Genomic DNA, 24,706 nt, shown 5'->3' on the forward strand with positions numbered 1-24,706 from the left:
CCACACCGGCATATTCTTGCAGTCCGCCGCACCGGCGCCGATCCATCTTCCATACAGATGGCCTCCGGCACAATATTCCCGGCCCTGATCCGTCACTACCGCTGCCTGCCCCGGCATGCGAATCCGCGCGAGCTCTTTCCACGCCCTCCTCCACACGGCGCGTGCGCGCATCGTCGATACAAGAAAACGCCAAGGAGTTCATTTGAACAACAAAGACAACACCACAGTTGCCTCCAAGCCAAGCAGCTTCACCCCGTACCAGAAGACCGTCGTCGGTCTGCTGGCCTTCCTGCAATTCGCCGTCATCCTCGACTTCATGCTGATGTCGCCGTTGGGCGCGATGATCATGCCCGACATGAAGATCAGCGCCCAGCAATTCGGCCTGGTGGTGTCGGCCTACGCCTTCTCGGCCGGCATCTCGGGCCTCTTGACCGCCGGCTTTGCCGACCGCTTCGACCGCAAGCGCCTGCTGCTGTTCTTCTACACCGGCTTCGTGGTCGGCACCTTGTGGTGCGGCCTGGCGCAAAGCTTTGAAAGCCTGCTGCTGGCGCGCATCGTCACCGGCCTGTTCGGCGGCGTGATCGGCTCCATCGTGCTGGCAATCTCCACCGACCTGTTCCCGCCGCACATGCGCGGACGCGTGATGGGCGTGATCCAGACCGCCTTCGCGGCCAGCCAGGTGCTGGGCATCCCGATCGGCCTGTACCTCTCCAACAACTGGAACTGGCATGTGCCCTTCATCGCCATGGCGGCGCTGGGGCTCATTGGCGGCGTCGTCGTGACGTGGAAGATGCAGCCAGTCGACGGCCACCTGACCCTGAAGCAGGAGCGCAGCGCCTTCGCCCACCTGCTGCACACCGTGACCGAGCCACGCTACCTGACCGCCTTCGCCACCACCGCGTTGCTGATGACGGGCGGCTTCATGCTGATGCCCTTCTCCAGCGCCTACCTGGTTGGCAACCTCGGCATCGACCTGCACCACCTGCCGACCGTCTACATGGTGACCGGCATCTGCACCATCGGCTTCGGCCCGTTGATCGGCCGCGCCGCGGACAAGGTCGGCAAGTTCCGCGTGTTCATGTTCGGCGCCGTGCTGTCCATCATCATGGTGCTGATCTACACCCACCTGGGCCCGGTCACCGTGCCGATGATCATCCTGGTCAACGCGGTGCTGTTCCTGGGCATCTTCTCGCGCATGATTCCGTTCCAGGCGCTGGTGTCCTCGGTGCCGGCGCAGACGCAGCGCGGCTCCTTCAACGCCATCAGCGCGTCGATCCAGCAGCTCTCCGGCGGCGTGGCCTCGGTCATCGCCGGCCACATCGTCACGCTGGGTCCGGACGGCCGCCTGGCCAACTTCGACGTGGTGGGCTTCGTGATCGTTGGCACCACGCTGGCGGCGTCGGTGCTGGTGTGGCGACTCAACCGCGACGTGCAGGCGCGTGCGGCGCAAGCCGCCGCAGCAACTGCAACCGCACCCGCAAAGAGCCACTGACCACGCACGAACGAAGATGCATCCATGAAAAAAGGCGGGCATGATGCCCGCCTTTTTCATTGCCCGCCCCGCTACGGCTAAACCGGCACATGGCAATCCAGGAAGTGCTGCACCGCGTCGAGCACCAGTGCCGGCTTTTCCCGATGCGGCACATGCCCGCACGCCTCGAACCTCAGTTGCCCTGCCACGCCGCCGCGCGCCCCCGCCAGCGCAGCGATGCGTTGCGGATGCAGCGCCGAGCCGAATTCGTCGCCATCGCCATGCATGGCCAGCAGCGGACAGCGCAAGCGTTGCAGGTCGTCATCGAGCGACCAGTGCGCGAAGTTCGGTTCGAGCCAGGTCTGGATCCACGCATCAAGCACCCACTGCGCCCTGGCGGGATCATTGCCATGGTATTTCGCCAGCCGAGCGAGCTGGGCCGGATCGGCAAAATTGTCCCGGGCCGCGCGTATGCCCTGCAGCGTGAGCGCTTCGACGAACGCCTGGGCCGACTCGGTGATGAGCGCGACGACCCGGTCGGGCAGGCGGGCCGCAGCCGCCACCGCCATGCCGCCGCCTACGCTGTGACCAAAGAGAATGACCTGCTCCAACCCCAGCTGATCCAGCAAGGGCAGCACGGAGGCATGCGCCTCCTCGGCGATGAAGCCGGGGCCCAGGCGGCCCGGATGCGCGGCCGAGTTGCCGAAACCCAGGCGGTCATAGGCGATCACGGTGCGCTGCGTCTGCAGAGACAACAGCGCGGGGAAATCCCGCCACAACTCCACCGCCCCCAAGGAATCGTGCAGCAGCACGATGGGTGCGCGTCGGTGCAATTGATCAGGCGCGGCAGGCGTCCACACGCGTGCATGCAACGGCCTGCCGCCGGCATCGGCAAACTGCCTGGCTGTCGATTCCATGAGCCTTCCCGGTGATGTGATCCCGCCATTGTGCATCAGGCGCTGACGACGGACTGTCGTCCGGATCACAATCGCTGCGCCGCAGACGGCGGCGCCGGGATCGCGCTCAGTACTTCCAGAGGATGTCCTGCAGGGCCGCGGTGTCGTTGGTCCTGGTCAACGCCAGCTGCATCAGGATGCGGGCCTTTTGCGGACTCAGGTCGGCCGCTACCAACCAGTCGAACCGGCTGTCCGGCTGTTCGCCGTCGCGCGTGACGATGCCGGCGCCGGTGCGCGAGGCGCGCACGATCTGGATGCCCTGTTGGCGCAGGCTGAACAGCGTGGAAATCAACTGCTCGGGTACACTGCCGTTGCCGGTGCCGGCATGGATGATGGCGCGCGTGCCGGCCTCGGCCAGCGCGTCGTAGGCGGTGGGCGTCACGCCGCCGTAGCTGTAGACGATATCCACGCGCGGCAGGCTCACCAGCGTATCAATGTCGAACTCGCTGCTCAGGGTGTGCGGCCGGGCCAGCTGGCGATAGAAATAGACGTTCTCATCGGTCACCAGCCCGAGCGGGCCGTACAGCGATTGCATGGTCTCCAGCTTGCCGGCGTCGCGCATGCTGACGTCGCGCGCGGAATGGATTTCATCGTTCATCACCACCAGCACGCCCTTGTTGGCGGACTCCCTATTGGCGGCCACGCGCACCGCGTTGTACAGGTTGGCCGCACCATCCGCGCTAAGAGCCGACGTCGGCCGCATCGCGCCGACCAGCACCACCGGCTTGCCGCTCCTGAGCGTCAGGTTGAGGAAGAAAGCGGTTTCTTCCAGCGTATCCACACCGTGGGTGATGACGACGCCGTGCACGTCATCCCTCCTGAGCAGGTCGGAGATGTACTTGCCCAGTTGCAGCAGGCGCGGCGCGTTGAAGTTTTCGCTGGGCACCTGAAACAGTTGCTCGCCCCGCACCTCGGCCACGTTTGCCATTTCCGGCAATGCCGCGATCAGCCGGTCAACCGGCACCGCAGCGGATTTGTAGGCCGCCGATTGCACGCTGGAGATGCTGGCCCCGGCAATGGTGCCGCCGGTGGCGACGATGACGATCTTCGGCTTGCCCGCCGCATGCCCAAGCGACGTGCAAAAACCGGTGCACACCGCCAATAGCAGGCAGGTAAGCGTCTTCAACAAACTGTATCGCATGAAAGCTCCTTGAAAAGGCTGCTTCACGCTCTCCCTGAACTCCCCACGGACGCTGCCATTGTTGTCGCAAGTGGTGAAGTGCCGCATTTTTTATCGAATCGGCAACTTGCCTATGATCACGCAGGATGCTGGATTCAATCAGCCGAACAGGCGGGAAAAAGGAAGGCGAATTGCCGCTTCGACAAACCCTCGCCCACGCGCTAGATCTGCGTGTACGCCAGCGTCGCAGGAGACGTCGGCGGCGTATAAGACAACTTGAACACCGCCACCACCTGATTGAGTTTGGCGGCTTGATCCTGCAGGGATTGCGATGCAGCCGCTGCCTCCTCCACCAAGGCCGCGTTCTGCTGCGTCACCTGGTCCATCTGCGATACGGCCTCATTGATCTGCTCAATGCCGTTGGTCTGCTCGGCGCTGGCGGCAGTAATCTCGGAAATGATGTCGGCCACGCGCTTGACGCTGTCCACAATGTTCAGCATTGTCGCGCCTGCTGACTCCACCAGCTTGCTGCCCGCATCGACCTTCTCGACCGAGGTATCGATCAAGACCTTGATCTCCTTGGCTGCTGCCGCCGCGCGCTGGGCCAGAGTTCTCACCTCCCCTGCCACCACGGCAAATCCACGTCCTTGCTCGCCTGCGCGCGCCGCCTCCACTGCCGCGTTCAAGGCAAGGATATTGGTCTGGAAAGCGATGCCGTCGATGACGCCGATGATGTCGACGATCTCGCGCGAAGACTCGGTGATCGCACTCATCGTATCCACCACCTTGGCGACGGCGGCCCCTCCTTGCGCTGCAACCACCGAGGCCGATTGCGCAAGCTGTTTGGCCTGCACCGCGTTATCGGCGTTCTGCTTGACCGTCGCGGTCAGCTGCTCCATCGAGGAGGCTGTCTCTTCCAATGAGCTGGCCTGCTGTTCCGTGCGCGAGGACAAATCAAGATTGCCCGTCGCAATCTGGCTGGATGCGGAAGAAATGACCTCGGTGCCGCCGCGCACCTCGGAAACAATACCGATCAGTCCCTGGTTCATCTTCTGCAAGGCCTGCAGCAACGCTCCGGTCTCGTCCCTGGACTTCACCTCGATGTTGCTGGTCAGGTCACCGTCGGCGACCGTTTGCGCAATGCGCACCGCGTGCGCAATCGGGCGCGTGATGGAGCGAGTCAACACCATACCGAGCAAGAGGCCCGCGCAAGCGCTGCTGATCACCAAAATCAGCATGTACAGCCGGCTCGACTCGTACAATTCGGTGGTGAGCCGGTCAGCCTCGGCGCCGTTCCTCTCCTTGACCTTGCTCAGGTCGGTGATCAGATCGTCGACCGCATCCCCCTTCCGACTGAGCTCACCGAAGAAGTACGGTGCCAGGGGATGCGGCTCGTGCAGGCCGTCCTGCGTGATTTTTCCCGCAAAACCGCTGACCAGTGCATCGTACTCGGCGTACTTCTTGTCGAAGTCAGCCATCAGTCTTTTCCCGGCATCGGTATAGAACAACGGCCGGGCCATGTCGGCATTGGCCTTCAACTCCTTCCTGGCCTTCTCCATCAGCGTCAGGAATTCCTTGCGTTCCTTCTGGCTCGACGCCAGCAAGGCGTTGCTCATGGCACGTCCGACGTAGATCAGATCGATATTGGCCTCCTTGATATACGACAGTCCCAGCAACTCGCGCTGATACAACTCCGACGCCTTGTCGTTGATGGCGCTCATGTTCTTGATGCCGACGACGCCGACCAGCGCGGTAAGAATTGCCAGCGCCAGAAAACCCAGGAGCAAGCGGCTTCCGATCTTCATATTGTCAAGCATGTTTTGTTCCCCAATCCGGTTCGCGAACCGATAGCCGCAAGCCGGGAAATTCGGCCTGAGCGTGCATGCGCCAGGCCTGCCGGCGCCACTGACGTTTTCAGATTTGTTGGCGCAGCCGCTTGCTTGTGGCGTCGTGATCCGTGGAAGTCAAACTATAGGGCCGACATGCACCATCAATCCATGCCGCAGAGTGACGCGATGCAACCGCACCGGTGACGGGCATGCTCTGAAAATGCGCGCATGACGCTGCTAACGACGGCAGCGACGTCCTTGGCGGACAGAGGGTTTTTGCAACAGGATCGGATCGCATGAAAGCTCCTTGGGACATGCGGTTCTCGTCCTCCCCGAGTTCCCCGCCGGCGCCGCGATCGATATTGTGGTTGTGAAGTCGCCCTCCGTATGGAATACGGCGACATGTCTATCATCGCGCGGAGCATGGGATTCAATCAGCCGAACAGATGCGCAAATCGCCCCCGATTCGCCTCCTCTGGCCGACGTGGCATGAGAACACGGGCATCTGCCGATCTGTTCGCGGTCGCGGCCATACGCAGCAAGCCGGCGCGCGATGGCGTCGCCACAAAAGAAAAGGCGCACCCGAAGGTGCGCCTTAATTGCATTCAAGAGGTATGTCTCCCCCTTAATATACCCGACACGCTGTCAGCGTTTGCGACGTGCGAGCCGGTGTATCCGACTGGCGCATACGCTGATGCATGCTGCTTCGCCATCAGTGATGCGCGCCGCCACCAAGGTAGGCGGCTTGCACCGCCGGGTCGTTTTGCAACTTGTCGGCGGGGCCATGTACAGAGATCTTGCCATTCTCCAACACATAGCCGTAATCTGCAACATTCAGTGCAGCGGCGGCGAATTGCTCAACAAGCAACATCGTCACGCCCTGCTCCTTCAGGCGCAAGATGATGCGGAAGACTTCTTCCACCAGGATGGGCGCCAGGCCCATCGACGGTTCATCGAGCAGGATCACTTCCGGGTTCAGCATTACGGCGCGCGCCATGGCCAGCATCTGCTGTTCGCCGCCGGAGAGCGTGCCGGCCAGCTGGGTCTGGCGCTCCTTCAGTCGCGGGAACAATTCCAGCGCGCGTTCGAGATCATGGGCGATGTCGCCCTTGGGACGCGCGCGGGTAAAGCGCGGGAAGGCGCCCAGCAGCAGGTTGTCGGTGACGCTCATGGTGGCGAACACGCGCCGGCCTTCGGGCGAGTGCGCCAGGCCGAAGCGCGCGATCTTGTGCGAGTCCAGGCCGGTAATGTTCTTGCCGTCGAGGGTGACTTCACCGCCTTTCGGTTTGATCATGCCGGAGATGGCGCGCATGGTGGTGGTCTTGCCGGCGCCGTTGGAGCCGATCAGGGTCACGACCTTGCCCTTGGGGACGTCCAGCGAAATGCCATGCAGCACTTCGACCTTGCCGTAGGCGGCGTGGAGGTTGTTGATGGTCAGCATGTTCAGGCTCCCGCGCTGCTTGGTTTGTTCTCATGGGCGTCGCCCGCTCCGCCTCCCAGGTAGGCCTCGATGACCTTGGGGTCGGCCTGCACCTGGGCCGGCTTTCCTTCGGCGATCTTCTGGCCGAAGTCGAGCACGGTGACGGTGTCGCAGATCGACATGACCACGTCCATGTGGTGTTCGATCAGGATGATGGTGATGCCCGCTTCGCGGATCTTGCGGATGATGGCGACCAGCTCCTTGATGTCCGGTGCGGTCAGGCCCGCGGCCGGCTCATCCAGCAGCAGCAGGCTGGGGTTCAGGCCCAGCGCGCGGCCGATTTCCAACAGGCGCTGCTTGCCGTAGGGCAGGTTGCGCGCCTCCTCGTTGGCGAGGTCGGCCAGGCCGACGAACTCCAGGATGGCGGCGGCGCGTTCGCGCGCCTCGCGCTCTTCACGCGCATAACGCGGCGTGTGCACCATGACGTCGACCACGTTGCTGTTGAAGGTGTGGTGCAGGCCGACCAGCACGTTCTCGGTGGCGGTCATTTCGCCGAACAGCTGCACGTTCTGGAAGGTACGCGCCACACCGCCCAGGGCGATGGTGGACGGCGTGCTGCCGGAGATCTGGCGGCCGTCGTATTCCACGGCGCCGTCGGTGGGACGGTAGATGCCGGTCAGCACGTTCATCATGGTGCTCTTGCCGGAACCGTTGGGGCCGATCAGGCCGTGCACGGTGCCCTTCTTCACGTCCAGGTCGACGCGGTTCAAGGCCTTCAGGCCGCCGAACTGCATCAGGATCTGATTGACCTTCAACAGCGTCGCGCCTTCGTCCTTGACGGAGTCGGTGGTGATGACGGCGTGGTTCTTGTCGCCGGCGATCTGCTGCGCGACCGGCAGGTTCTTGGTCAGCACGCGACCGAACAGGTTGCGGCAGAAGCCGACGATGCCGTCCTGCAGGTAGTACACGACGAACAACGTCATCAGGCCGAAGATGGTCAGGCGCCAGTCGGTGATGTTCTCCAGCTGGTAGGAGAACGCCGCCATGGCGACGGTGGCCACCACCGGCACGATCACGCCGCGCGCGGTCTTGGTCTTTTTGATCACCATGAAGGCCGAGCCGACCACCACGATCACGGCCAGCACGGTCGCAATCTGGCGGAACAGTTCGATGTCCGACAGCAGGCTGGGCAGCATCACCACGATCAGCGCGCCGATCATCGAGCCGATGCGCGACTTGCGCCCGCCCATGATCACCGCCAGCAGGAACAGGATGGTCAGTTCGAAGTTGTAGGTATTGGGCGAGATGTACTCTTCCGAATACGCGTACAGCGCGCCGGACAGGCCGGCCAGCGCGGCGCTGATGATGAAGGCGTAGACCTTGTAGCGATACACCGACACGCCCATGCAGTCCGATGCGATCGGGCTGTCGCGCAGCGCCTGGAAGGCGCGGCCGAGGTTGGACTTGAGGATGCGGTGAACCACGCCCATGGCGATCACGGTGAGGATGGCGACCAGGTAGAAGAACTGGACTTCGGTCATCTTCTCGCCGCCGATCAGCGGCTTGGCGACCTTGATGCCGAGCGGGCCTTCGGTGAGGAAGGTCATCTCGTTGATCAGGATCTGGATGATGGTGCCGAAGGCCAGCGTCACCATCGCCAGGTACGGACCGGTGACGCGCAACGCGGGCAGCGCGAGGATGGCGCCGAACACGGCGGTGATGGCAATGGCCGCCGGGATAGTCACCAGGATGGGCATGCCGAGCTTGAAGAACAGCACGCCGGCCACATACGAGCCGATGCCGAACAGGCCGGCATGGCCCAGCGAGACCTGGCCGGTGTAGCCGACCACGATGTCCAGCCCGAACAGCAGGATGGCGTAGATGAGGATGGTTTCGACCAGGTGCAGGTAATACGGGTTATGCACCACCAGGGGAATGCCGGCAAGCGCGGCGATGCCCAGCAAAGAGAGCAGCAGGATTTTCTTGTTCATCGCATCAGACCTTCTTGATCGCAGTTTTGCCGAACAGGCCTGCAGGTTTCACGGCCAGCACCAGGAGCAGCAGCACCAGGCCCGGGACTTCCTTGTAGCCGGTGGAGATGTAGAAGCCGGTGACGGTCTCGGCGATGCCCAGGATCAGGCCGCCGACGATGGCGCCCATGCCCGAGGTCAGGCCGCCGATGATGGCCACCGCAAAGGCCTTCAGGCCCAGCGCCGCGCCCATGGTGGCGCCGGTCAGGGTCAGCGGCGCCACCAGCACGCCGGCGAAGGCGGCGGTGGCCGACGACAGCGCGTAGGAGAAGGTGATCACCATGCTGGTGTTGATGCCCATCAGGCCGGCGGCGTCACGGTCGTTGGAGGTGGCGACCACGGCCTTGCCGTAGATCGACTTGCGGTTGAACAGCTCGACCGCGGCCATGATCAGCAAGGCGCCGATCACCACCAGCACCTGCATCGGCTGCACGTTGGCGCCGAAGATCTGGAACGGGGTGCCGGAGATCGGCGAGGGGAACGGCAGATCGTCCTTGCCCCAGATGTTCTCGGCGACGTTCTTGAAGATGATTGCCAGCGCGATGGTGGACATGATCCAGCCGAATTCGGACTTGATCTTGATGGCCGGACGCACGCCTATCCATTCGACGAACATGCCTTGCAGCGCGCCGAAGACGAGGACGATGGGGATCATCAGCCAGTAGTTGAGGTAAGGCCCGCCGTGGATGTTGCCGACCACGGAGAGGCCGACCAGCGCGCCCAGCATCAGGGCTTCGCCCTGGCCGAAGTTCAGCGTGCCGGAAGTGGCAAAAGTGAGTTGGTAACCGAACGCGATGACGGCATAGATCATGCCGAGCGCGATGCCGGAGAAGACCAGCTGTAGCAGAATATCCATTGTGTTTCCCAAGAAGCGGCTGCCGCCGGATGGCGGAGTTGAGTTGTGCGGGCAGGCGCGACGCTGCACATGGCAGCGTCGTTACCAATACGTCAACAACTCGTGTGAAAAAGGCCAGTCCCCGGATCGCAAGGACTGGCCTCTTCGACTATCGACTACTGATCGTACGAAAGCAGTTGGTGCTTACTTGCCGAGAACGACGCGGCCGTTGCGCACTTCGCCCATCACGACGGTGGAGGCCTTGATGGCTTCGTGGTCGTCCTTGGTGAACGGCTTGTCGTAGGTGGTGACCACGCCTTCGACCTTGGTGTTCAGGCCTTCCAGTGCGGCGCGGACCTTGTCGCCGTCGGTGGTGCCGGCTTGCTTGATGGCGGCGGCCAGCAGCAGGATGGAGTCATAGCCCTGGGCGGCGGAGACGGCCGACGGCATGCGATCGATCTTGTATGCCTTTTGATAAGCTTCGATGAAGGCCTTGCGCTTGGGCGTGTTGCCGTCCTGGATGAAGGTTTGCGGCATGCGGGCGCCGTTGCCGTTCTTGCCGGAGTTGTCGATGAAGTTACCCATCGACAGCGGCCAGCTGCCGATGATGGGCACGTGCCAGTTCAGCTTTTCCATGCCGTTGGCGATCTGCGCCAGCTCGGGGCCGATGCCGTAGGTCAGCACGACTTGCGCGCCGCCCTGCTTGGATTTCAGCAGCTGGGCGGTCATGTCGACGTCCTTCAGGTTGTACTTCTCGATGGCGACCGGGGTGATCTTCTTGGCGGCCAGCGCCTTTTCCAGGTCTTCACGACCGAGCTGGCCGTAGTTGGTGGAGTCGGCCAGGATCGCGACCTTGGTGTACTTCTGCTTGTCGATCGCTTCGTCAGCCAGCATCTTGGCCTGGATCGCGTCGTTGGCCGAGGTGCGGAAGATGTAGTTGTCCTTGTCCTTCTCGAACTGCTTGGTCACCACGGTGCCGGTGGCCACGTTGGTGATCACGGGGATCTTGGCTTCCTGGTAGAAGCGCTGCGAGGCCAGCGCCACGCCGGTGTTGGCGAAGCCGACGGTGGCGACCACCTTTTCCTTGTTGATCAGTTCTTGCGCGATCTGCACGCCGCGCTCGTTCTTGGCTTCGTCGTCGCGTTCGACGATCTGCAGCTGGCGGCCCAGCACGCCGCCCTGGGCGTTGATTTCGGCCACGGCCAGCTTCACGCCGTCACGCATGGACACGCCCATGGGAGCGGAGCCGCCGGTGTAGGGACCGGAAACACCGATCTTGATGGGATCTGCGGCCTGCGACGACATTGCAAACGTCATCAATGCGGCGGCTACCAAGGCTTGGGTCTTGTATGTCATGTCTTCCTCCAGGATTTAATTGTCGGCTAGCACATCTTTTGGCGGGCTGAGCTCTTGTGGCTCCCTCCGCTCTTCTGGCGGTTGCTGCGGGAGTGTCGGGCCGATTCTGTCGCAGTTTCCTTTCGCTAAACTTACAAGCCTGTCAGGAACTGTCGCAGCGAATCGGGCAATGCGGTTGACTTTTCTTTCTTGAAATCGACCCAGACAATTTTTGCGCCGCCATCAGCATAGATGATCTGTTCGTCGTCGGCATCGCGGATGACATACGTAGTTTCCACACTCGTGCGGCCCATCTGGCCGGCGAACATCTGTACCGCAATGCTGGCCGGATACTTCATCTGGCGGCGGAAGTTGCAGTGCGCATTGACGATCACCGGCCCCTCCACCGCCGCCACCGTGGGGCCGAAGGCGGCATCCAGCCATTCGATGCGGCACTGCTCCATGAAGCGGAAATAGACGGTGTTGTTGACATGGCCCAGCGCATCCATGTCGCCCCAGCGGATGACCTGGCGCGAGACGTGCAACAGTTTTGCCTGCAACTGATCAACCTTGGTGGAGGTGGCGTGGCTGTTCATCGATGTTCCCTTTCCTGTTTGCTCTGTGTTCGATTCATCGGTGGATGTAATTTTTTTCATCTTGACGGCGGCCTGCGCCCGACATTCGGCGAGCGACCGACCAGCAATGTTTCCCGCAAGCATCGCCGGCGGCCCGTCTTGCGGATCAGACACGTCCGGTGCGTTCCGCTCGTCGGCGGATTTGCATAACATTCTGTTATCAACTCAAGCCATAACGGTATGAGTGAGGCCTGCAAAATCCAATAAAATACGCGGCATTGCCGGAAAACACACCCGGCGCAGCTTCCGGGGCTGCGGTCGCTATTAAAAATTTCACGCACGGGCGCACAAAAAACCTACTGCCCTCTAGCGTTTCGTCGAAAAATACTGAACAATAGCACGATCGTTCGAAAATAAATGCCTCATATAACTACGGGACATCCATGACTTCATCTCAAGACTTGCTTGAACAATACGGCCCACGCGAATCAATGGAGTACGACGTGGTGGTGGTCGGCGGCGGCCCGGCCGGGCTGTCGGCGGCGATCCGCCTGAAACAGCTGGCCGCGCAGTCGGGCAAGGAAATCGGCGTGTGCGTGCTGGAAAAAGGCAGCGAAGTCGGCGCCCACATCCTGTCGGGCGCGGTGATGGATCCGCGCGCGCTGACCGAGCTGATCCCGGACTGGAAGGAGCAAGGCGCGCCGCTGACCACGCCGGTCACCGAAGACCGCTTCCTTTTTCTCTCCGCCAGCAAAGCCTATAAGACTCCGTCTTGGCTGCTGCCAGCCTGCTTCCAGAATCACGGCAACTATGTGATCTCGCTGTCCAACGTTACGCGCTGGCTGGGCCAGCAGGCCGAAGCGCTGGGCGTGGAAATCTTCCCCGGCTTCCCGGCCGCCGAAATCCTCTACAACGAGGACGGCTCGGTCAAGGGTGTCGCCACCGGCAACATGGGCATCAACAAGGAAGGCGAACCCGGTCCCGAGTTCCAGCTCGGCATGGAGCTGCACGCCAAGTACACCTTCTTCGCCGAAGGCGCGCGCGGCCACCTGGGCAAGCAACTGATCTCGAAGTACAAGCTGGATGCCGGCCGCGATCCGCAGACCTACGCCATCGGCATCAAGGAACTGTGGGAAGTGAAGCCTGAAGTGCATCAGCCGGGCCTGGTGGTGCACACCGCCGGCTGGCCGCTGGCCAACGACACCTACGGCGGCTCTTTCCTGTATCACCTCGATAACAACCAGGTGGCGGTGGGCTACGTGGTCGGCCTGGCTTACGAGAATCCGTATCTGTCCCCGTTCGAAGAGTTCCAGCGCTACAAGACCCACCCGGAGATCCGCAAGTTCTTCGAAGGCGGCAAGCGCATCTCCTACGGCGCGCGCGCGATCACCGCCGGCGGCGTGCAGTCGCTGCCCAAGCTGGTGTTCCCGGGCGGCGCGCTGCTGGGTTGCGACGCCGGCTTCCTCAATGCATCCCGCATCAAGGGCAGCCACGCGGCGATCAAGAGCGGCATGATGGCAGCCGAGTCGGCCTTCCACGCGCTGGGCGAAGAGCGCCACAACGACGAGCTGGTGGAATACATCGCCGCCTTCGAAGCCTCCTGGCTGAAGGACGAACTGCACAAGGCCCGCAACTTCAAGCCCTCGATGAGCAAGGGACTGGTGACCGGCACCATCCTGGTCGGCATCGACCAGGTGGTGTTCGGCGGCAAGGCGCCGTGGACCATGCGTCACACTCACGCCGACCATGAGTGCCTGAAGCCTGCGGCCAACTACGCGCCGATCGCCTATCCCAAGCCGGACGGCAAGCTGACCTTCGACCGCCTGTCGTCGGTGTTCATCTCCAACACCAACCACGGCGAAGACCAGCCGGCGCACCTGACGCTGAAGGACAAGAACGTGCCGGTGCAGGTCAACCTGGCGCAATATGCCGGCCCCGAGTCGCGTTACTGCCCGGCGGGCGTGTACGAGTTCGTGAAGAATGAGGACAACACCGATCGCCTGCAGATCAACGCGCAGAACTGCGTGCACTGCAAGACCTGCGACATCAAGGATCCGACGCAGAACATCGTGTGGGTGACGCCGGAAGGCGGCGGCGGGCCGAATTACTCGGGCATGTAAGGACGTTCGCGCAACGATGCGACAGACAATAAGCCACGCCGATGCGTGGCTTATTTCTTTTTGGCGGCCGTTTTGCGCGCCGGTGTCTTCCTGGGTTCGGCCGCAGCAACATCGGCAGCGGCCGGCACGGCGATCGAGGCCTTGAGGAACCACGACAGCACCGACTCGGCGGTCTTGCCGTCCACCATGTCGGGCGCGCAGCGGTGCGAGAAGCTCACCCCTTCGCACAGCGCCATCAGGCCGATGGCGATCTCGCGCGGCGGCGCGGCGGGCGCGGTGTTGGTCAGTTTGGAGAACATCTCGACGAACTCGGCGATCTGGCGATAGCGCTCCTCCAGATAACGGTTGAGCTCTGTGCGGAATTTCTCGTCGCGCAAGGCGACGATGCGCGCCTCCATCCACAACAGGCTGCACTTGTCGCCCTGGTACAAATGGGAATAGTGGCGCGCCACTTCTTCCTGCAATGCGACAGGATCGACCGCCGGGCCGCTCAGCATGCGGTGAAATTCCTGGTCGATGCCCTCGCCTTCGCGGCGCAGCAGTTCGAAGAAGAGCTGGGTCTTGTCGTCGAAGTTGGAATAGAACGCGCCGCGCGAATAGCCGGCGGCGGCGCTGATGTCTTCCACGCTGGCGAGCGGGAATCCTTTTTCCATGAATACGGTGTGGGCCGCGTCCAGCAGGCGTTCCCTGGTCTGCTCCCGGCTTTGCTCGCGGCTGAGTCGTTGGCGTGTCATGGGTCGAATTTTATCACCCATGAATTCAAATACAAGGTTGCATCTGAATTCATATACGTATTAGAATCCGAACAAATTCGAAGCAATTGCCATCGGGATTCGGAGCGCACGGCGGTCCGGACATCCACCTTCCATGAAAGGAACGTCGTGAAGCCAGCCCCCGCCCCTGCCCTATCTTCCCGTCCAAGCAGTCCACCCGGCACGCCGCGCCTGGCGCCGGTGCTGTTGTCGCTATCCCTGGCGTTCACGCTGGCGGCCTGCAGCAAGCCCGCACCGGTGGCCGAAGCGCCGCGAGAAGTCGTGGTGCTGCAGGCGCAGCAGCGCAACGGCGCGCAAGCGCTGCATCTGCCGGCAGAGGTGCAGTCGCGCTTTGTGACCGCGATGTCCTTCCGCGTGGCCGGCCAGTTGATCGAGCGTCGCGTCCACCTCGGCGATGCGGTGCGCAAGGGCCAACTGGTGGCGCGCTTGGATCCGGCCGACGCCGAACACAATGCCGCCAGCGCGCGCGCCGAGCTGGAATCCGCACGCCAGCACCTGGACGCGGCACAAAAGCAATTCAAGCGCGACACCGAACAGGCGCGCGAAAACCTGATCAGCGCCCAGCAGCTGGAGCAAAGCCAGGACGCGCATGCCGCCGCCCAGGCCCAGTTCCAGGCGGCGCAAGCGCGTGCGGCGGTAGCCGGCAACCAGCGCGGCTACACCTCGCTGCTGGCGGAGCATGACGGCGTGATCAGCGCCGAGCAGGCCAATACCGGCGACGTGCTGTCGGCCGGCCAGCCGGTGTTCTCGCTGGCCTGGTCGGGCGCAGTGGACGTGGTCACCGACGTGGCCGACAGCCAGGTCGCGCGCATCCGCCCGGGCGCCACGGCGACCGTGACGCTGCCCGCCCTGCCGGGAAAAAGCTTCACCGGCCGCGTGCGCGAAGTTAGCCCGGCAGCTGATCCGCAAAGCCGCACCTATCGCGTCAAGGTCACGCTGGAGCAGCCGGATGCCTCGCTGCGCCTGGGCATGACCGGCGAGGTGGTGATCACGCCGGCGGCCTCGACCGCTGCTGATGCCGTCATGCTGCTGCCCGCCACCGCGCTGTTCCACCAGGGCGACAAGCCGGCGCTGTGGATCGTCGGCGGCGACGGCAAGCTGACGCTGCGTCCGGTGACCGTGTCCGCCTACGGCGAACGCAGCATCTCGGTGACGCAGGGCGTCTCCGCTGACGACAAGGTGGTGGTGCAAGGCGTGCATACGCTGACCGCCGGCGAGAAGGTCAAGGCCATCGCGCCGCTGCATGCCGAGGACTTCGCACTATGAGCGCGCCTGGCCGTTTCAACCTCTCCTCCTGGACGCTGCAGCACCAGGCGCTGGTGACCTTCATCCTGGCGCTGGTGACGCTCTTGGGCATGGGCTCCTACAACCGGCTTTCGCAGTCGGAAGATCCGCCCTTCACCTTCAAGGTCATGGTGATCCAGACCGACTGGCCGGGCGCCACCGCGCGCCAGGTGCAGGAACAGATCACTGATCGCATCGCGCGCAAGCTGCAGGAGACGCCCGACGTCGACTTCCTGCGCAGCTACTCGCGCCCGGGCCAGTCGCAGCTGTTCTTCACGATCAAGGACACGGCGCCGGCGGCGCAGGTACCAAAGACCTGGTACCAGGTGCGCAAGAAAGTCGGCGATATCGCGGCCACCTTGCCGCAAGGCGTGCGCGGCCCCTACTTCAACGATGAGTTCGGCGACGTCTACACCAACATCTACGCGCTGGAAGGCGACGGCTTTTCGCCGGCGCAACTGCGCGACTATGCCGACCAGCTGCGCGGCGAGCTGCTGCGCGTATCTGGCGTGGGCAAGATCGATTACTTCGGCGACCGCGACCAGCACATCTACATCGACATCGGCAATGCGCAGATGACGCGCCTGGGCATCAGCCCGCAGCAGTTGGCCGACGCCATCGGCGGCCAGAACGCCATCGTCCCCGGCGGGCTGGTGACCACCGGCGACGACCGCGTCTACGTGCGTCCCAGCGGCCAGTTCGAGGACTTGCGGGCGATCGAGAACAAGATCATCCACATCAACAACCGCAACTTCCGCCTGGGCGATATCGCCACCGTGCGGCGCGGCTATGACGAGCCGCAGCAGCAGGAGATGCGCTCCAACGGCAAGCCGGTGCTGGGCATCGGGGTGACCATGCAGCCCGGCGGCGACGTCATCCGCCTGGGCCACGCGCTGGACGCGCGCACCGATGAACTGCGCAAGCGCCTGCCCGCCGGGCTGACGTTGACGCCGGTGTCCAGCATGCCGCACGCGGTGGAAAAATCGGTGGACGACTTCCTGGAAGCGGTGGCCGAGGCGGTCGCCATCGTGCTGGTGGTGAGCCTGGTGTCGCTGGGCATTCGCACCGGGATGGTGGTGGTGATCTCGATCCCCATCGTGCTGGCGGTCACCGCGCTGTTCATGTACATGTTCGACATCGGCCTGCACAAGGTCTCGCTGGGCACGCTGGTGCTGGCGCTGGGCCTGCTGGTGGATGACGCGATCATTGCGGTGGAGATGATGGCGGTGAAGCTGGAGCAAGGCTGGAACCGCCGCCGCGCCGCCGCCTTCGCCTACACCAGCACCGCCTTCCCTATGCTGACCGGCACGCTGGTGACAGTGTCGGGCTTCCTGCCGATCGCGCTGGCTAAGTCGGGCACGGGCGAATATACGCGCTCTATCTTCGAGGTATCGGCGATCGCGCTGCTGCTGTCCTGGCTGGCGGCGGTGGTGCTGATTCCGCTGCTGGGCTACCACATGCTCAAGGAAAAACCGGATGCGCTGACCGACGAACAGATCGCCGCCAACCCGCACGCCGGGCACGACGAGGAAGACCACGACCATCCGATCTACCAGACCAAAATCTACACCCGCCTGCGCAAGATGGTGGCGTGGTGCGTGGCCTACCGCGGCCGCGTGGTGCTGGCCACCGCCCTGCTGTTCTTCGGTTCGCTGGCGGCGTTCGGCCTGGTGCCGCAACAGTTCTTCCCCAGCTCGGATCGTCCCGAACTGCTGATCGACCTGCGCCTGCCGGAGCGCGCCTCCTTCGAAGCCACGCAGCGCGAGGCGCAGCGCATGGAGGCGGTGCTGAAGGGTCGCGCCCAGATCGACCACGTGATCAGCTTCGTCGGCACCGGCGCGCCGCGCTTCTACCTGCCGCTGGACCAGCAACTGCCCAGCGCCAACTTTGCGCAGTTCGTGGTGACCGCCAAGTCGGTGGAAGATCGCGAGGCCCTGGCCAAGGCCTTGGAAGAGCCTCTGCGCACCCAGTTCAGCGGACTGCGCACGCGCCTCACGCGCCTGGAGAACGGCCCGCCGGTCGGCTTCCCGGTGCAGTTCCGCGTCAGCGGCGAACAGATCCCCAAGGTGCGCGCCATCGCCGAACAGGTGGCCGCCGAGATCCGCAAGGAAAGCCGCGCCACCAACGTGCAGTTCGACTGGGATGAGCCGGCGCAGCGTTCGGTCTCCTTCGAGATCGACCAGAAGCGCGCCGGCGAGCTGGGTCTGTCTTCGCAGCAGATCTCCAACTTCCTGGCGATGCAATTGTCCGGCTATACGGTCACGCAGTACCGCGAACGCGACAAGCTGATCAGCGTCGACCTGCGCGCTCCGCGCAGCGAACGCGTCGATCCGTCGCGCTTGGCGACGCTGTCCATGCCCACCACCAACGGCCCGGTGCCGCTGGCTACGCTGGGCCACTTCCGCAACACGCTGGAGTACGGTGTGATCTGGGAGCGCGACCGCCAGCCCACCATCACAGTGTTGGCCGACGTGCGCACCGGCGTGCAAGGCATCGACGTCACCAACGCCGTCAACGAGAAACTCAATGCCTTGCGCGCAGACCTGCCGGTGGGCTACCGCATCGACGTCGGCGGCCCGGTGGAAGAAAACGCCAAGGCGCAGTCGTCGATCTCGGCGCAAATGCCGCTGATGGTGATTGCCGTGCTGCTGTTGCTGATGGTTCAGCTGCAAAGCTTCGGCCGCACCATGATGGTGGTGATGACCGCGCCGCTGGGCCTGATCGGCGTGGTGGGCGCACTGCTGCTGTTCCACCAGCCGTTCGGCTTTGTCGCGATGCTGGGCACCATCGCCATGCTGGGCATCATCATGCGCAACTCGGTGATCCTGGTGGACCAGATCGAGCAGGACATCGCCGCCGGGCGCGGCCGCTTCGACGCCATCGTCGGCGCCACCGTGCGTCGCTTCCGCCCGATCACGCTGACCGCAGCCGCCGCCGTGCTGGCGCTGATCCCGCTGTTGCGCAGCAACTTCTTCGGCCCGATGGCCACCGCCCTGATGGGCGGCATCACCATCGCCACCGTGCTGACCCTGTTCTACCTGCCGGCGCTGTATGCGTTGTGCTACCGGGTCAAGACCAATGAAACCCATCATGTGGCCGGCACTGCCGGCGCGCAAGGGAGCCACTGATGCAGATGCATGAATCGCATGAATTGTTCAGGCCGCGCCGACTAGCCCTGCTGACAATGCTGGCCCTGTCGGGCTGCGCGCTGGGCCCCAGCGGCGACGCACCGGCCGTGCCGCAACCGGCCCACTACGCGGCAGAGGCTACGCCGCAAGACGTCGGCCCCGAAGGCGCCCGCCAGCATTTCGTGCTGGGCCAGCGCGCCGTACCGCAATGGTGGCAGGCCTATGGCTCGCCTGAACTGTCGGCCTGGGTGGATGAAGGTTTGAAGAGCAACCATTCGCTGGCCCAGGCCGAGCACAGCCTGGCCGGCGCCAAGGAGCAGTTGCGCGGACAGATCAACGAGTCGCTGTGGCCCACCGTCGACGCCGTCGGCCAGGCCACGCGCCAGCGCGCGCTGGGGTTGCCGACCATGGGGCCGCCGACCAACCTGTACAACGTGTTCGCCGGCGAGATCAACGCCGGCTACACCTTCGACCTGTTCGGCGTGGAGCGCTATGCCAACTCGGCGCTGGCGGCCCAGGTCGATGCCCAGTCCTACCAGCTGGACGCGGCGCGTCGCACGCTGGCGGCCAACATCGTGATCAGCGCGATCAACTCGGCCTCGCTGCGGGCCCAGGTCGCGCACACCGAGCGCCTGGTGGCGCTGGCCGACACGGATGCGCAGGAACTGCAACGACGCGCGGCCTTCGGCGCCGTGAGCGACGACGACGTGCTGGCCGCCAAAGCCAACGCGCAATCCTTGCGCGCCAGCCTGCCCGGCCTGCAGGCGCAGTGGCAGGCCACCCGCCATGCGCTGGCGGTGCTGATGGGGCGCACGCCGGACATGGCGCCGACCGATCTCGACATCACCGCGCTGCGCCTGCCTGAGCGCGTGCCGATGTCGGTGCCTTCCGAGCTGTTGCGCCAGCGACCCGACATCCTGGCCGCCGATGCCGCGCTGAAGGTAGCGGCAGCGCAGGAAGCGCTGGCCACCGCCGAGATGTTCCCCAGCCTGTCGATCAATGCATCGTTCGGGCAATCCGGCTTTACCTGGCCCAAGGCCACCGGGGCCGCGGGCGCGGTCTGGGGCATCGGCGCGTCGATCACGCAGCCGATCTTCCATGGCGGGGCCCTGCGCGCGCGACGCAAGGCGGCGCAGGAGGCCTATCTGGCCTCCGAGGACAATTATCGGCAAACGGTATTGAATGCGTTCCAGAACGTGGCCGATACGCTGAGCGCGCTGACCCATGATGCCGACGCCTTGCAGGCCGCCGCGGCCGCACGCGGCCACAGCGAGCAGGGCTGGCGCAACGCGCAAAGGAAAACCGCCTTGGGCGCCCTGCCGCCGAGCGCGGCGCGCGCGGGCGAGCGGCAATACCTGAATGCGCGATTGGGCGAGATCCGCGCCACGGCCGCCCGCATGGCCAACACGGCGACGCTGTTCCAAGCCATGGGCGTGGGCATCGAGGCGCCGCGGACCGCGGCGCCCTGAGCGGCCCGCGTTCATTCCGGCCGGCGCCGCCTTGGCGGAACCGGCCGGGTCTCACGCCATGCGTTGCGCTACATGGTAAAACGGCGGGGAGCGATGCATGCAAGCACCGCTCCCCGCCGTTGTTATTTGACCGGGCTGCCTGAAGACGATATCAGGCGCCGGCATCGGGACTCAAGGCTGCGCCGGCGGCGTCCATTGGCCGCTGACGATCTTCTCCAGCCAGAACACGCCGATCACCGTCTTGACGTCGGTGATCTGGCCGTTGCGCACCTGCTCCAGCAACTCCGCGAGCGGCGCCTTGTAGATATCGAGGAATTCGCCGTCGTCCAGCTTGCGCACGCCCTCTTTCAGGCCGCGCGCCACATACAGCAGCAGGCGCTCATCCGAATAGGCGATGGCGTTGTGGATGGTGCAGACGTATTGCCAGTCGGTGGCGGTGTAGCCGGTTTCTTCCTGCAATTCGCGCTTGGCGCAGGCCAGCGTATCTTCGCCCGGGTCGATCTTCCCCGCGGGGAACTCGATGAACACCCGGTCCAGCGGATAGCGGAACTGGCGCTCCATCAGCACGCTGCCGTCGTCGAACAGCGGCAGCACGGCCACCGCGCCGGGATGCTTGATGTATTCGCGCAGCGCTTCCTTGCCGTCGGGCAGGACGATGGTGTCTTGCTGTACTTTGAGGAAGTGGCCGTCGTAGACCTGGCGGCTGTCTTTCTGAGTCTCTTTCAGGTGTGCGTCCATGGTGGGCTCTGGAAAGGAGTGGAGGGATCAGGCGCAACCGTTCCCTCGCGGGCCGAAAGAACAGTCGAAGGAAATGAAACCGGCGGCCGCTGATGCTAGCGAGCCGCCGCGTGCCGAGCCCGAGAGGCTATCAGGCGTGTTTCTTGCGCAGGTAGCGCATCACATAGCCAGGATAGGCAAGCACCAGGAACAGACAGCCGGTGATTGCATAAAATTCCCAGGTCTGGGTAAAGACGTTGCCGATGCCGGCTTCGAGGAAATGGGCGACGATGCCCACGACAAAATACAGCGCCACCAATTCGATCAGGCGCACCCAGATCGGCTTGACCCAGGCGGTTTCCTTCCTGAGCGGCACCAGCGCAAACAGTTGCTGGTTGAAGAAAGGCAAATTGGCCGCGAAGGCGGCCAAGATGATTACTACCCAGCTGAAGAGGGAAACGTTCACGTTCCCCTCCCCTTATGCCACAACCTTGCTGAGGAAGGTCGCCAGCGTGGTGACGATGGCATTGGTGCAGGCGTCCATCAGGTGGCCCGGCCACAGGCCGATGGCCAGGGCGGCGATGCCGTTGAGGCTCAGCACGATGCGCATGTCGGGCGTGGCTTCGATCTTGGCGTTGTCGACCGGATCATCGAAGTACATGACCTTGACCACGCGGATGTAGTAGAACGCGCCGATCAGCGAGAACACTACGGCCAGCACGGCCAGCCAGATCTGGCCCGTACCCAGCACGGCTTGCAGCACCGACAGCTTGGCGTAGAAGCCGACCAGCGGCGGGATGCCTGCCAGCGAAAACATCAGGATCATCATCACGGCGGCGAACCACGGGCTACGCTGGTTCAGGCCCTTGAAGTCGTCGATGGTGTCGGCTTCGAAACCGGCGCGCGAGAGCAGGATGATGACGCCGAAGGAACCCAGCGTGGTGATCACGTAGGTCACCGCGTAGAACAGCGAGGAGCTGTAGGCGTTGACGGCCGAGAACAGGTTGCCGTCGACCACGCCGGACATCATGCCCAGCAGCATGAAGCCCATGTGCGAGATGGTCGAGTAGGCCAGCATGCGCTTGATGTTGCTTTGCGCGATGGCGGTGACGTTACCCAGGATGATGGACAGCACGGCCAGTACCATCAGCATCTGCTGCCAGTCGACGGCCAGCGGCAGCATGCCTTCCACCAGCAGGCGGAACGTGATGGCGAAGGTGGCCAGCTTCGGCGCCGCGCCCAGCAGCAGCGTGACGGGAGTCGGCGAGCCCTGGTAGACGTCAGGCACCCACATGTGGAAGGGCACGGTGCCCAGCTTGAAGGCCAGGCCGGCCACCACGAACACGATGCCGAACACCAGCACGGTGCGGTCGACAGTGCCCGAGACGATGGCACGGAACACTTCGTTGAGCTCCAGCGCGCCGCCGGTGGCGCCGTAGAGCATCGAGATGCCGTACAGCAGGAAGCCGGAAGCCAGCGCGCCCAGGATGAAGTACTTCATGCCCGCTTCGGTCGCGGCGGCGTTGTCGCGGCGCAGGGCAACCAGCGCGTACAGCGACAGCGACATCAGTTCCAGGCCCAGGTAGATGGACAGGAAGCTGTTGCCGGAGATCATGACCATCTGGCCCAGCAGCGCGAACAGCGCCAGGGCGTAGTATTCGCCGCCCAGCTGACCGCCGGTGATGCCGCGCACGCTGTTGTACTGACGGGAGTACACCAGGGTGACGCCGACGCCCAGGTAGGTGAAGAGCTTCAGCAGGTTCGACAGCGGATCCGACACGAACATGTTGTTGAAGGTGTAGACCGTCGCGCCGCCGTTGAGGTCGCCGAGGGTCAGCACCGCGCAGACCACCAGTGCCAACAAGGACAGCAGGTAGGTGATGACGCGCTTGCTCTCCGGCAGGAACATATCGATCAGCAGGATCGCGGAAGTCGCGATCAGCAGAAATATTTCCGGATAAACAGGGATCAGATTCATGTTGTTCATTTAGTTACTACCGCTTGTGTTCGCCCGCTTGTGTCGCGACTTCCAGTCGCGCCGCCTGACCGGCAGTGCCACGCCGGCTCGTCTCGTTACTTGCTTACCGGCGGGGCCGTCCTGCCGCCCCGCCCTGTTCAGTCTTTACTGCTTGCCCAGCTCAACTCAAGTTCAGTTGATCTTGGAGACCGCCACGTGCTGCAGCAGGTCGGTGACCGACGTCTGGATGCTGTCGGTAATGATGGCCGGGTACAGGCCCATCACCATGGTGGCGATCGCCAACAAGCCCAGGATGAAGAACTCGCGGCCGTTCAGGTCGACCAGCTCTTCCACGTGGTGATTGGTGATGGCGCCGAAGATCACGCGCTTGGCCAACCACAGCGAGTACGCCGCGCCCAGGATCAGGGCGGTGGCGGCCAGCAGGCCGATCCAGAAGTTGAACTTCACGCCGCCCAGGATCACCATGAATTCGCCGACGAAACCGGAGGTGGCCGGCAGGCCGCAGTTGGCCAGCGAGAACAGGATGAAGAAGAAGGCAAAGCGCGGCATCTTGTTCACCACGCCGCCGTACTGGGCGATTTCACGGGTATGCATCTGGTCGTACAGCACGCCGATACACATGAACATTGCGCCGGACACGAAGCCGTGCGAGATCATCTGCACGATGCCGCCCTGCACCGCCATGTCGTTGAACATGAAGAAGCCCAGGGTGACGAAGCCCATGTGGGCGATCGACGAGTACGCGACCAGCTTCTTCATGTCCTGCTGCACCAGGGCCACCAGGCCGATGTAGATCACAGCGACCAGCGACAGGAAAATCATGAAGCCGGACAGCGCGTGGCTGGCGTCAGGCAGGATCGGCAGCGAGAAGCGCAGGAAACCGTAGGCGCCCAGCTTCAGCATGATCGCGGCCAGCACGATGGAACCGCCGGTCGGCGCCTGCACGTGGGCGTCCGGCAGCCAGGTGTGCACCGGCCACATCGGCACCTTCACCGCGAAGGCGGCCAGGAAGGCGAAGAACAGCAGCTTTTGCTCCAGCATCGACAGCGGCAGCTGGTGCCAGGTCGGGATGTCGAAGCTGCCGCCGGAGACGAAGTACAGGTAGATCAGCGCGACCAGCATCAGCAGCGAGCCGGCCAGCGTGTACAGGAACAGCTTGAAGGCTGCGTACACGCGGTTGTCGCCGCCCCACACGCCCACGATGATGAACATCGGGATCAGGGTCGCTTCGAAGAAGGCGTAGAACAGCATCGCATCCAGCGACGAGAACACGCCGATCATGATGCCCGAGAGGATCAGGAAGGCGCCCATGTACTGGGCCACGCGCTTCTGGATCACCACCCAGCCGGCCAGCACCACGATCACCGTGATGAAGGCGGTCAGCGGCACGAACCACAGCGAGATGCCGTCCAGGCCCAGGAAGTAGGTGATATTGAAGCGATCGATCCAGGGCGTCTTCTCGACGAACTGGTAGCCATGCGCCAGCGGGTCAAAGTGCTGGATCAGCGGGAAAGTTGCGACCAGACCGACCAGCGAACCGAACAGCGCCAACCAGCGGGCCAGGCCCGGGTTGCTGTCGCGGCCGAGAGCCAGCACGAGGATACCGAAGACGATCGGTACCCAGATCGCGACGCTCAGGATGGGAAATGTTGACTGCATCATGGTT

General features: G+C 63.7%; 18 protein-coding genes. 5 read left to right on the plus strand and 13 right to left on the minus strand.

What is annotated here, in order from left to right; translation table 11 throughout:
* Positions 1-202 precede the first annotated feature (202 nt).
* Positions 203-1,492: an MFS transporter gene (locus tag J8I26_RS16350; RefSeq protein WP_245200371.1), complete on the plus strand. Its 1,290-nt coding sequence runs from the start codon at positions 203-205 to the stop codon at positions 1,490-1,492.
* A 77-nt stretch (positions 1,493-1,569) separates the two neighbouring features.
* Here the strand turns inward: J8I26_RS16350 and J8I26_RS16355 are convergent, their stop codons facing one another.
* From J8I26_RS16355 to J8I26_RS16390, 8 genes are all read right to left on the minus strand, one after another.
* Positions 1,570-2,388, minus strand: a complete 819-nt coding sequence (locus J8I26_RS16355; RefSeq protein WP_209608168.1) for an alpha/beta fold hydrolase — start codon at positions 2,386-2,388, stop codon at positions 1,570-1,572.
* 106 nt (positions 2,389-2,494) lie between these two features.
* Positions 2,495-3,568 (minus strand): asparaginase, encoded by a 1,074-nt coding sequence (locus tag J8I26_RS16360; RefSeq protein WP_209608169.1) that lies wholly within the window; start codon positions 3,566-3,568, stop codon positions 2,495-2,497.
* A gap of 200 nt (positions 3,569-3,768) precedes the next feature.
* Positions 3,769-5,364 carry a methyl-accepting chemotaxis protein gene (locus J8I26_RS16365; RefSeq protein ID WP_209608170.1) on the minus strand — a complete coding sequence of 532 codons (1,596 nt, stop codon included), beginning with the start codon at positions 5,362-5,364 and terminating at the stop codon, positions 3,769-3,771.
* Between the two features lie 724 nt (positions 5,365-6,088).
* Complete coding sequence (locus J8I26_RS16370) at positions 6,089-6,817, minus strand: ABC transporter ATP-binding protein (protein WP_209608171.1); 729 nt, start codon at positions 6,815-6,817, stop codon at positions 6,089-6,091.
* A 2-nt stretch (positions 6,818-6,819) separates the two neighbouring features.
* Complete coding sequence (locus J8I26_RS16375; RefSeq protein ID WP_209608172.1) at positions 6,820-8,787, minus strand: branched-chain amino acid ABC transporter ATP-binding protein/permease; 1,968 nt, start codon at positions 8,785-8,787, stop codon at positions 6,820-6,822.
* 4 nt (positions 8,788-8,791) lie between these two features.
* Positions 8,792-9,682 carry a branched-chain amino acid ABC transporter permease gene (locus J8I26_RS16380; protein ID WP_209608173.1) on the minus strand — a complete coding sequence of 297 codons (891 nt, stop codon included), beginning with the start codon at positions 9,680-9,682 and terminating at the stop codon, positions 8,792-8,794.
* A 183-nt stretch (positions 9,683-9,865) separates the two neighbouring features.
* Positions 9,866-11,017, minus strand: a complete 1,152-nt coding sequence (locus J8I26_RS16385) for an ABC transporter substrate-binding protein (protein ID WP_209608174.1) — start codon at positions 11,015-11,017, stop codon at positions 9,866-9,868.
* A gap of 131 nt (positions 11,018-11,148) precedes the next feature.
* The gene (locus J8I26_RS16390) at positions 11,149-11,592 is read right to left on the minus strand and encodes an acyl-CoA thioesterase (RefSeq protein WP_209608227.1); all 444 of its coding nucleotides are present in this window, start codon (positions 11,590-11,592) and stop codon (positions 11,149-11,151) included.
* Between the two features lie 422 nt (positions 11,593-12,014).
* Here J8I26_RS16390 and J8I26_RS16395 point away from each other — a divergent pair, with 422 nt between their 5' ends.
* On the plus strand, positions 12,015-13,691 hold the full coding sequence (locus J8I26_RS16395) for an electron transfer flavoprotein-ubiquinone oxidoreductase (protein ID WP_209608175.1): 1,677 nt from the start codon (positions 12,015-12,017) through the stop codon (positions 13,689-13,691).
* A 50-nt stretch (positions 13,692-13,741) separates the two neighbouring features.
* Here J8I26_RS16395 and J8I26_RS16400 read toward each other — a convergent pair whose 3' ends face one another.
* Positions 13,742-14,425 (minus strand): TetR/AcrR family transcriptional regulator, encoded by a 684-nt coding sequence (locus J8I26_RS16400; RefSeq protein WP_209608176.1) that lies wholly within the window; start codon positions 14,423-14,425, stop codon positions 13,742-13,744.
* 147 nt (positions 14,426-14,572) lie between these two features.
* On the opposite strand from J8I26_RS16400, the gene J8I26_RS16405 reads away from it, so the two are divergent.
* Genes J8I26_RS16405 through J8I26_RS16415 form a run of 3 tightly spaced genes read left to right on the plus strand, consistent with a single transcriptional unit; the run spans position 14,573 to position 20,345 of the window.
* The gene (locus J8I26_RS16405; RefSeq protein WP_348635330.1) at positions 14,573-15,730 is read left to right on the plus strand and encodes an efflux RND transporter periplasmic adaptor subunit; all 1,158 of its coding nucleotides are present in this window, start codon (positions 14,573-14,575) and stop codon (positions 15,728-15,730) included.
* Positions 15,727-18,876, plus strand: a complete 3,150-nt coding sequence (locus J8I26_RS16410) for an efflux RND transporter permease subunit (protein ID WP_209608177.1) — start codon at positions 15,727-15,729, stop codon at positions 18,874-18,876. The genes J8I26_RS16405 and J8I26_RS16410 overlap by 4 nt, the downstream gene beginning before the upstream one ends.
* Complete coding sequence (locus J8I26_RS16415; RefSeq protein WP_245200372.1) at positions 18,876-20,345, plus strand: efflux transporter outer membrane subunit; 1,470 nt, start codon at positions 18,876-18,878, stop codon at positions 20,343-20,345. The genes J8I26_RS16410 and J8I26_RS16415 overlap by 1 nt, the downstream gene beginning before the upstream one ends.
* Positions 20,346-20,516: 171 nt before the next feature.
* Here J8I26_RS16415 and J8I26_RS16420 read toward each other — a convergent pair whose 3' ends face one another.
* From J8I26_RS16420 to J8I26_RS16435, 4 genes are all read right to left on the minus strand, one after another.
* Positions 20,517-21,083 carry an NUDIX hydrolase gene (locus J8I26_RS16420; RefSeq protein ID WP_209608178.1) on the minus strand — a complete coding sequence of 189 codons (567 nt, stop codon included), beginning with the start codon at positions 21,081-21,083 and terminating at the stop codon, positions 20,517-20,519.
* A gap of 130 nt (positions 21,084-21,213) precedes the next feature.
* On the minus strand, positions 21,214-21,528 hold the full coding sequence (locus J8I26_RS16425) for a DUF2818 family protein (protein WP_209608179.1): 315 nt from the start codon (positions 21,526-21,528) through the stop codon (positions 21,214-21,216).
* A gap of 12 nt (positions 21,529-21,540) precedes the next feature.
* The gene (gene nuoN, locus J8I26_RS16430) at positions 21,541-23,049 is read right to left on the minus strand and encodes an NADH-quinone oxidoreductase subunit NuoN (protein ID WP_209608180.1); all 1,509 of its coding nucleotides are present in this window, start codon (positions 23,047-23,049) and stop codon (positions 21,541-21,543) included.
* Between the two features lie 162 nt (positions 23,050-23,211).
* Positions 23,212-24,702: an NADH-quinone oxidoreductase subunit M gene (locus tag J8I26_RS16435; protein WP_209608181.1), complete on the minus strand. Its 1,491-nt coding sequence runs from the start codon at positions 24,700-24,702 to the stop codon at positions 23,212-23,214.
* Between the last annotated feature and the right edge of the window lie 4 nt (positions 24,703-24,706).

It is taken from the genome of Herbaspirillum sp. LeCh32-8, assembly GCF_017814915.1.
GTDB lineage: Bacteria > Pseudomonadota > Gammaproteobacteria > Burkholderiales > Burkholderiaceae_D > Herbaspirillum.

Coding starts and splice junctions, on each gene's coding strand:
- J8I26_RS16375 (WP_209608172.1), bottom strand. CDS start 8,787: ATGAACAAGAAAATCCTGCTGCTCTCTTTGCTGGGCATCGCCGCGCTT.
- J8I26_RS16415 (WP_245200372.1), top strand. CDS start 18,876: ATGCAGATGCATGAATCGCATGAATTGTTCAGGCCGCGCCGACTAGCC.
- nuoN (WP_209608180.1), bottom strand. CDS start 23,049: ATGAACAACATGAATCTGATCCCTGTTTATCCGGAAATATTTCTGCTG.
- J8I26_RS16435 (WP_209608181.1), bottom strand. CDS start 24,702: ATGATGCAGTCAACATTTCCCATCCTGAGCGTCGCGATCTGGGTACCG.
- J8I26_RS16355 (WP_209608168.1), bottom strand. CDS start 2,388: ATGGAATCGACAGCCAGGCAGTTTGCCGATGCCGGCGGCAGGCCGTTG.
- J8I26_RS16385 (WP_209608174.1), bottom strand. CDS start 11,017: ATGACATACAAGACCCAAGCCTTGGTAGCCGCCGCATTGATGACGTTT.
- J8I26_RS16395 (WP_209608175.1), top strand. CDS start 12,015: ATGACTTCATCTCAAGACTTGCTTGAACAATACGGCCCACGCGAATCA.
- J8I26_RS16370 (WP_209608171.1), bottom strand. CDS start 6,817: ATGCTGACCATCAACAACCTCCACGCCGCCTACGGCAAGGTCGAAGTG.
- J8I26_RS16420 (WP_209608178.1), bottom strand. CDS start 21,083: ATGGACGCACACCTGAAAGAGACTCAGAAAGACAGCCGCCAGGTCTAC.
- J8I26_RS16390 (WP_209608227.1), bottom strand. CDS start 11,592: ATGAACAGCCACGCCACCTCCACCAAGGTTGATCAGTTGCAGGCAAAA.
- J8I26_RS16365 (WP_209608170.1), bottom strand. CDS start 5,364: ATGCTTGACAATATGAAGATCGGAAGCCGCTTGCTCCTGGGTTTTCTG.
- J8I26_RS16380 (WP_209608173.1), bottom strand. CDS start 9,682: ATGGATATTCTGCTACAGCTGGTCTTCTCCGGCATCGCGCTCGGCATG.
- J8I26_RS16360 (WP_209608169.1), bottom strand. CDS start 3,568: ATGCGATACAGTTTGTTGAAGACGCTTACCTGCCTGCTATTGGCGGTG.
- J8I26_RS16400 (WP_209608176.1), bottom strand. CDS start 14,425: ATGACACGCCAACGACTCAGCCGCGAGCAAAGCCGGGAGCAGACCAGG.
- J8I26_RS16410 (WP_209608177.1), top strand. CDS start 15,727: ATGAGCGCGCCTGGCCGTTTCAACCTCTCCTCCTGGACGCTGCAGCAC.